6 protein-coding genes are annotated in these 6,897 nt (G+C 72.2%); 2 read left to right on the top strand and 4 right to left on the bottom strand.

The genetic code is table 11. The annotated features are described in order from the left end of the window. Positions 1-782 precede the first annotated feature (782 nt). Positions 783-2,081: a DUF1479 domain-containing protein gene (locus tag KBX37_RS07450; protein ID WP_210775185.1), complete on the bottom strand. Its 1,299-nt coding sequence runs from the start codon at positions 2,079-2,081 to the stop codon at positions 783-785. Positions 2,082-2,172: 91 nt separating this feature from the next. Between KBX37_RS07450 and KBX37_RS07455 the strand changes: the two genes are divergently transcribed. After that, on the top strand, positions 2,173-3,303 hold the full coding sequence (locus tag KBX37_RS07455) for an ROK family transcriptional regulator (RefSeq protein ID WP_210775186.1): 1,131 nt from the start codon (positions 2,173-2,175) through the stop codon (positions 3,301-3,303). A gap of 329 nt (positions 3,304-3,632) precedes the next feature. After that, positions 3,633-5,132: a DivIVA domain-containing protein gene (locus KBX37_RS35430; RefSeq protein WP_210775187.1), complete on the top strand. Its 1,500-nt coding sequence runs from the start codon at positions 3,633-3,635 to the stop codon at positions 5,130-5,132. A 27-nt stretch (positions 5,133-5,159) separates the two neighbouring features. On the opposite strand, the gene KBX37_RS07465 is transcribed toward KBX37_RS35430, so the two are convergent. Genes KBX37_RS07465 through KBX37_RS07475 form a run of 3 tightly spaced genes read right to left on the bottom strand, consistent with a single transcriptional unit; the run spans position 5,160 to position 6,774 of the window. After that, positions 5,160-6,131, bottom strand: a complete 972-nt coding sequence (locus KBX37_RS07465) for an NAD(P)-dependent alcohol dehydrogenase (protein ID WP_210775188.1) — start codon at positions 6,129-6,131, stop codon at positions 5,160-5,162. After that, the gene (locus tag KBX37_RS07470) at positions 6,128-6,352 is read right to left on the bottom strand and encodes a helix-turn-helix transcriptional regulator (RefSeq protein ID WP_374103687.1); all 225 of its coding nucleotides are present in this window, start codon (positions 6,350-6,352) and stop codon (positions 6,128-6,130) included. Before KBX37_RS07470 ends, KBX37_RS07465 begins: the two co-directional genes overlap by 4 nt. Further along, positions 6,346-6,774, bottom strand: coding sequence for a hypothetical protein (locus KBX37_RS07475; RefSeq protein WP_210775189.1), 429 nt, complete (start codon positions 6,772-6,774; stop codon positions 6,346-6,348). The genes KBX37_RS07470 and KBX37_RS07475 overlap by 7 nt, the downstream gene beginning before the upstream one ends. Positions 6,775-6,897 lie beyond the last annotated feature (123 nt).

Consider the following 6,897-nt stretch of genomic DNA (forward strand, 5'->3'; position numbering starts at 1 on the left):
GTTAAGCACGCCGCCAGCGTTCGTCCTGAGCCAGGATCAAACTCTCCAACAAAAACTTGTCGAAAAACTGTCCTGACAACAAAAATGTTGCCAAAGGAATCCCAACCAACAGCACTCCCGAAGAAGAACTGCCAGTCCGGGGTATAAATCATAATTGGCACTGGCTTTTCAAGCACCCTGTTGAGTTCTCAAAGAACAACCACACACCACCCGAAAGCCCCACATCCGTGGAACCCCCGACCTGGGGCATTTCCGCTCTGACGCGACCGGCGCTTCCGCGCCGGGCACTTTTACCACGTTACCCGCCGATATCCGCCGTGTCAAACCGCTCTATCGCGATCCACACCACTTCCACCACAATTACGGGCACCACAAAACCACCGGCTCTCACCGCTGTCCTCATGGCTTCCGACAGGCCGGCCGCCACGGTCTCCCGCACGCACGCCCGGTTCCCTACCGGCGATGAACCATACCCGGTCGGCTCCGCCCCACCAAATCCGCCTCGCAGCGTCTTCGGGGCACCGCCCGGTCCCGGGTTCCGAGGAGTACAACCCCCAGAACCGGAAGCTCATTCCCGCGCCCGGCCTACCAAGTCTTTCGCCTGTTTCGTCCGTTCCGCGCTGGCAGAGAGAAAGTTACGCGGACCGCGAGTTGATCGTCAAATTGGCGGCGTGCGTCCCCCGTCACATCGGCGCCGTCAGCCGTTTCCGCCGCTCCGCCGAATCCCGGGCGGGCCGGTTATGCCAAGGAGCCGGCCCTGGCCTTTCCGACCTGGCTACGGCTCAGTCGAGGCCGAGGCCGCGCCGGCCGGTGGAGTTCAGGCTCTCGGGCGGGAAGCGGTCGGGCCAGCTGCGCTCGTAGTGCTCCTCGGGAAAGTCGGCGGGACTGGACCCGGTGTGGAAGGCCTCCCGGACGCTGGCCGCGTACCGCTCGTTGCGCGGGCACCAGGGCGCGGCGGGGATGTACATGACGTTGCCCCAGCCCTGCTGGTCCTGCACCGGCGCCACGCTGTGGATCATGTCGCAGTGCCACCAGACGGAGTCGCCGGCCCGGACGTCGGGGATGCCGACGAGGGCGCGCATCAGCAGCGGGTGCCAGGTCTGGTTGGCGGGGAAGACCTGGTTGACCGTCACCCCGCACATGTCATCCTCGGGCACGTCGGCCAGCAGCGGCCGGAGCATCAGGTACGCCATGGCCCCGGGGATCGGCACGGTGTGCAGCACCCCCTGGTCGTGGTCCATGTCGGACAGCGCGGTCCAGCCCTGGAAGGTGCGGAAGGCGGAGCACATGGTGGTGCCCGGGTACTGCGGTCCGGCGGTGCGGTGGGCGGCGTCCCACGGGTCGTACTGCTCGACGGTGCCGTCGAAGAGGTGGCGGAAGGTCTGCTGGTACGCCTCGGTCATCCACAGGTCGAGGGTGCCGGGGTCGAGGTGGGTGCCGAGGCCCTGGGAGTCCGCGCCCGGCAGCCGGCGGCGGATCCGGTCGGGGTAGAGCGAGTCGCGGTGCGGGTCGAACCACCGCACGCCCTCGGACTCGTGCTTCCACTGGCTGTTGAGGAACGCCTGCACCCGGGCCATCCGGTCGCTCTGGCGGGCCTGCATCTGCGCCGGCGACCAGTAGATCGGGTAGATCTCGGGCTTCGAACCCACGCTGCCGAAGAAGTCGTCGCCAGGGCCGCGATAAGCGTCGAAGAAGCCGTTGCCCGCCACGTAGTCGACGATGTCGCGGTCCCAGCCGAGGGCCTGCTCCCGGTCGAAGTGTCCGCGCACGACGAGGCACCCGCGCCGGCGCACCGCCCGCAGGGTCTCGGCTGGCACCGTGCCCGCCTCGATGTCGGCGTACCCGATGACCGGCCAGACCGGCTCGCCGCGGTCGCGGGCCGCGACGATCTCGTCGACCTCCGCCTGGATCCGCTGCTCGACGACGGCGAACACCTCCTCGACCGTCCGGCCGGAGGCCTCGATCCGGGCGCGCAGCGCCGCCTTGATCTCCCGGATGGCGCCGGGCAGGTCGGTCGGCGTCGACTCCCAGTGCGGCAGCGGCGGGAGCGGGGTGGTCGTGCGGGCGGCTTGGGTGGTCACGGCAGGACTCCTTCTAGTTAAGGCTCCTTCTTTGAAAGGACTCTAGGTGGCGGGGCGCTTTCTAGGCAAGACTCCTGACTAGAATCGTGGCGTGACCGCCGCCAAGCCCTCGCTGGAGCTGCTCCGCTCGCTGACCGACGAACACGTGCTCCGCGAGTTGATGCAGGCCAGACGCCTGACCCGGGCCGACCTGGCGGCCCGCAGCGGCCTGTCCAAGCCGACGGTGGGCGAGAGCGTGCGCCGGCTGACCGAGGCGGGGCTGGTCGTGGACACGGGAGAACGCACCCCCGGCGGACGCGGCCGGGGGCGCGTCGGCTCGTACTACGCGCTCGCCGACGCGGTCGGCACCGCCCTGGTGGTCGGCATCGCGCCCGACGGGGTGGTGGCCGAGTGCGTCGACGCCTACGGAGACACCCTGGCCCGGACGCACCACGAGATCAGCCGCCCGGCCCGGCCCGAGCAGGTCACGGCCGCGCTGCGGGCCGCCGCCACGCAGGCCCAGCGGAGCACGGGACGGGCCACCCGACTGGCGGTCGTCAGCGCCGCCGACCCGGTGCAGCGCACCACCGGCCGGCTGATCCGGCTCCCCGACGCGCCGTTCCTGCTCGGCGAACTGGACCCGGTCGGCGTGCTCGCGCCGCAGGTCCAGGGGCCGGTCGTCGTCGACAACGACGTCAACTGGGCGGCCCAGGCCGAGCGCGACACCGATCCGAGCAGCCTGACCGACTTCGCGTACCTCTTCCTCGGCGAGGGACTGGGCTGCGCGGTGGTCAGCGACGGCCAGGTACGCCGGGGGCACGCCGGCCTCGCCGGCGAGATCGCGCACCTGATCACCATCGGCCCGGACGGTCGGGCGACCCGGTTCATCGAGGTCTTCCGTGACCTGGGGCTGCGCCGGCCCGGCAGCACGGCGATCGACGTCGACCGGCTCCGCGAGCTGGCCGACGCGTCGTCGGCCACCCGGGAGGCGATCGGAGCGGCGGTGAGCGGGGTCCTCGCCGCCATCGTCGCGCTCACCGACCCGCAGCTGGTCGTCCTCGGCGGGCCGTGGGGCCCGGCGGTCCTCGACGCCGTCACCGCCGCCTTCGGCCGCCTGCCCCGGCACGTCGAAATCCGCGCGGCCCGACTGACCAGGGAACCGTCCCTGACCGGCGCGCGCACCGACGCCCTCGCCCGCCTCCGCTCGGCCATCGTCGCGGCCCCTCGGCGAACACCAGCCTGACCCGGCCGGCGAACCCGCACCCCGACCCACCCAAGGCCCGCACCCCGACCCACTCAAGGCCCGCACCCCGACCCACTCAAGGGACGTCACCGTCGGCGAGCGGGCCGCCCGGACGACGGTCCGACCGAGGCACCGCACCGCCGGTGCGGGCGACACCCGCACCGGAGGCCGTGACCCCGCGGAGGCCACCTTCGCAACAGGTGCCCCTCACCGCGTCTCGATCACCGGGGCGGGCCTATTGTCCGGGGCTGGACGACGGTAGCGTTGCGCCACATCATGGCCCGTGGGCGTCCATCCGCGTGGCGTTCACACAGTACGGAGGGTGCGGCATGTCCAACGGCGAAGAGCCGTTCGCGCTGCGTGACGATGCGGCCGGACGGCCGCATTTCGAGACCGCCCTGCGCGGGTACGACAAGCGGCAGGTGGACCGGTACATCGAGCAGACCGACGGTCAGCTCGCGACGCTGTCGACCGAGCGGGACCAGGCGGCGAGCCAGGTGCACGGCCTCACCACGCACATCCAGCGCCTCCAGGCGGAGCTGACCGAACTGCGGCAGCGCCCCGCCCAGGTGGACCGGGCGTCCTTCCGCGACCTGGGCCCGATGGTGGACCAGATCCTGGCGCTGGCCGAGAAGCAGGCCGGAGTGATCACCGAGACGGCGACGCAGCGGGCGACCAGCCTGCAGGCCGAGGCCGAGAAGGTGCTGACCGAGGCGCGGGAGCGGACCGTCCAGTCGCTGCGGGACCTCGACGAGGAACTGTCCGCGCGCCAGGCCGAGCAGGACAGGGTGCACGAGGAGCGCCGGTCGGCGGCCGAGCGGGAGCTGGCCGAGATCCACGAGCGGGCCGAGAAGCTGCGGGCGGAGGGTGAGGCCGCGCACGAGCGCGCCCAGCAGGAGGCGAAGCGGATCAGCGAACAGACCGCCAAGCAGATCACCCAGACCCGCACGGCGGCGGAGGCGCTGACCAAGGCGGCCCGTACCCAGATCCAGCAGGAGATCCAGGCGGCGCGGGCGCAGAGCCAGCAGGAGCTGGCCCAGTGGCAGGCCACCGCCGAGAAGGAGATCGCCGAGCGGCGGGCCGCCGCCGAGCAGGAGCTGGCCGAGCACCGGGCGGCGGCCGAGCAGGAGCTGACCAACCAGCACAGCGCCGCGGAGCAGCAGATGCAGGCGCTGATCGCCGAGGCGCAGCAGTACGCCACCGAGGTGCGCCAGCGCGCCGACGAGCAGATGGCGGCGCAGCAGGAGCAGCTCACCGCGGTGCAGCAGGAGATCGCGGAGCGGCAGCAGGCGCTGACGCAGGTGAGCGAGGAGTTGGAGACCGCCCGGCAGCAGCTCGCCGAGATCCAGCAGGAGGGCGACACCACCGAGCGGGATCTCGTGCAGACGCAGCGCCGGCTGGAGGAGACCCGCCGGAGCCTGGCCGCTGAGACCAAGCGGTTGGAGGAGGCCCGGCAGGCGGCCGAGTCGGTCGAGCGGCACGCCAAGGACGTCCGGGCCCGGGTGCAGCGGGAGGCCAAGCGGGTTGCGGACCTGGCGGCCGCGGCGGTGATGGCGGCCGCCGCGGGTGGCGGGGAGACCGCCGAGTACCCGATGCTGGCCGTCCGCCCCGGCGGGGAGCGGCCGGCGGACGGGACGCCGGAGGAGCCGGAGGCCGAGCAGCCGGCCGTCGAACCGCCGGTGGCCGAGCGGCCGGTGGCCGATTGGCCCGCGCCCGAGCGGCTGGCGCATGGACGGCCGGCGCACGAGCGGCCGGCGCACGAGCGGCCGGCCCCCGAACCGTACGTGCCGCCGGCGGCGCACCGGCCCGAGGTGGTCCCGAGCAGCTGAGCGGTGGCGCGCCGGCGGTCGCGTCGGTCAGGGCAGGACGACGTTCTTGCCCCGGGCGTGGCCGCCGCGCAGGTGCCGGATCGCGTCGGCCGCCTCGGCCAGCGGCCAGCTCCGGTCGAGGACGGGCCGGAGCCGGCCGGCGTCGACCAGCGCGGTGAGGGCGTCGAGGTTCTCGCTGCTCTCCTTGGCCACCAGGGGGATCAGCCGCTGGCCGACCAGCGGGGAGAGCAGCAGCGCGCGCAGTTGCCGGTCGAAGCCCTGCAGCAGCTTGCCGGTGGCGGCCTCGCCGCCGACGAGCACCAGCGTGCCGGTCGGGGTGAGGGCGCGGCGCAGGTGGGTCAGGGTGCGGTTGCCGGCGGTGTCGATGATGACGTCGTATCGCACGCCCCGGTCGGTGATGTCCTCTCGGGTGTGGTCGATGACGTCGGTCGCGCCGAGGGACGTCACGAGGTCGGGTTTGGTGGGTCCGCAGACGCCGGTGACGTGGGCGCCGGCCGCCGTGGCGAGCTGCACGGCGTACGAGCCGACGCCGCCGCCGGCGCCGATGACGAGCACCCGCTGGTCGGGGCGGACCGTCGCGGCGTCCCGGACGGCGGTGAGCGCCGTCTGGCCGGAGACCGGGATGGCGGCGGCCTCGGCGAAGGTGAGTGCGGCGGGCTTGCGGGCGAGCTTGTGCTGCGGTGCGAGGGCGTACTCGGCGTAGCTGCCGGCGCCGGTGCCGTAGACCTCGTCGCCGGGGGCGAAGCGGGTGACGTGGCGGCCGACTGCCTCGACGACGCCGGCGAGGTCCATGCCGGGGACGCGGTGGCGGGGGCGGCGCAGCCCGTAGCCGAGGCGGATCGGGTACGGCAGGCCGGTCATCAGGTGCCAGACGCCGGGGTCGACGCCGGCGGCGTGGACCCGGACGAGCACGTCGTCGTCGCCGACCCGGGGCGGGTCGATGTCCCGCAGTTCCCACCCGTCGGCGGAGCCGTAGCGGTCCTGGACGATGGCTTTCACGAGCCCTCCTGGGGGTACTGGAACACGTCGGTGACGGGAACGTCGAACACGGCGGCGATCTGGAAGGCCATCTCCAGCGACGGCGAGTAGCGGCCCTGTTCGATGGCGATGACGGTCTGCCGGGTCACGCCGACGCGGCGGGCCAGTTCGGCCTGGGTCATGTCGCCGTGCGCGGCGCGCAGGGCGCGGATGGAGTTGGTGATCCGGGTCGGTCTCACCACGACTGGAAGCCCCGCCGGTAGGCGACGATCTTGGCGGTGGAGCCGACCACGGCGGAGAGCACGAAGCACAGGTAGATGACGTTGGCGATCCAGAAGTGGTCCCAGCGGACCAGTGCCATGCCGAGCGCGGCGACCCCGCCGACGACCACGAACGACTGGCCGATGTGCTCCCCGGTGCGGTGGATCTCCCGGTCGCGCTGGTCGGACTGGTTGGCGCCCTCGGGCGAGACGATCGAGATGACGATGTGCGCGACGATCGACGCCGCGATCGCGCCGGCGATCGTCCAGAGCAGGGCGTCGGCGTACGGCACGTCGGCCAGCGGGCGGCCGTCGGCGCGGCCGAGGACGACGGCGACGTACGTGGCGTAGCCGACGACCGCGACCACGGCCATCATCCAGGCGCGTTTCTCTTCGAACGCCACGGGCCCTCCCGGGTGTGTAAAGTATTTTTGACACCCCGGACGGTATGCCCCGCAGCCAGGCATGTCAAGAATTCTTTACACGTCGGGACGATGGCACACGCAGACAAGGCGGGCCCGTGAGGA

The sequence above is a fragment of the Micromonospora sp. U56 genome (genome assembly GCF_018070095.1).
Classification (GTDB): Bacteria; Actinomycetota; Actinomycetes; order Mycobacteriales; family Micromonosporaceae; genus Micromonospora; species Micromonospora purpureochromogenes.

Coding starts and splice junctions, on each gene's coding strand:
- KBX37_RS35430 (WP_210775187.1), top strand. CDS start 3,633: ATGTCCAACGGCGAAGAGCCGTTCGCGCTGCGTGACGATGCGGCCGGA.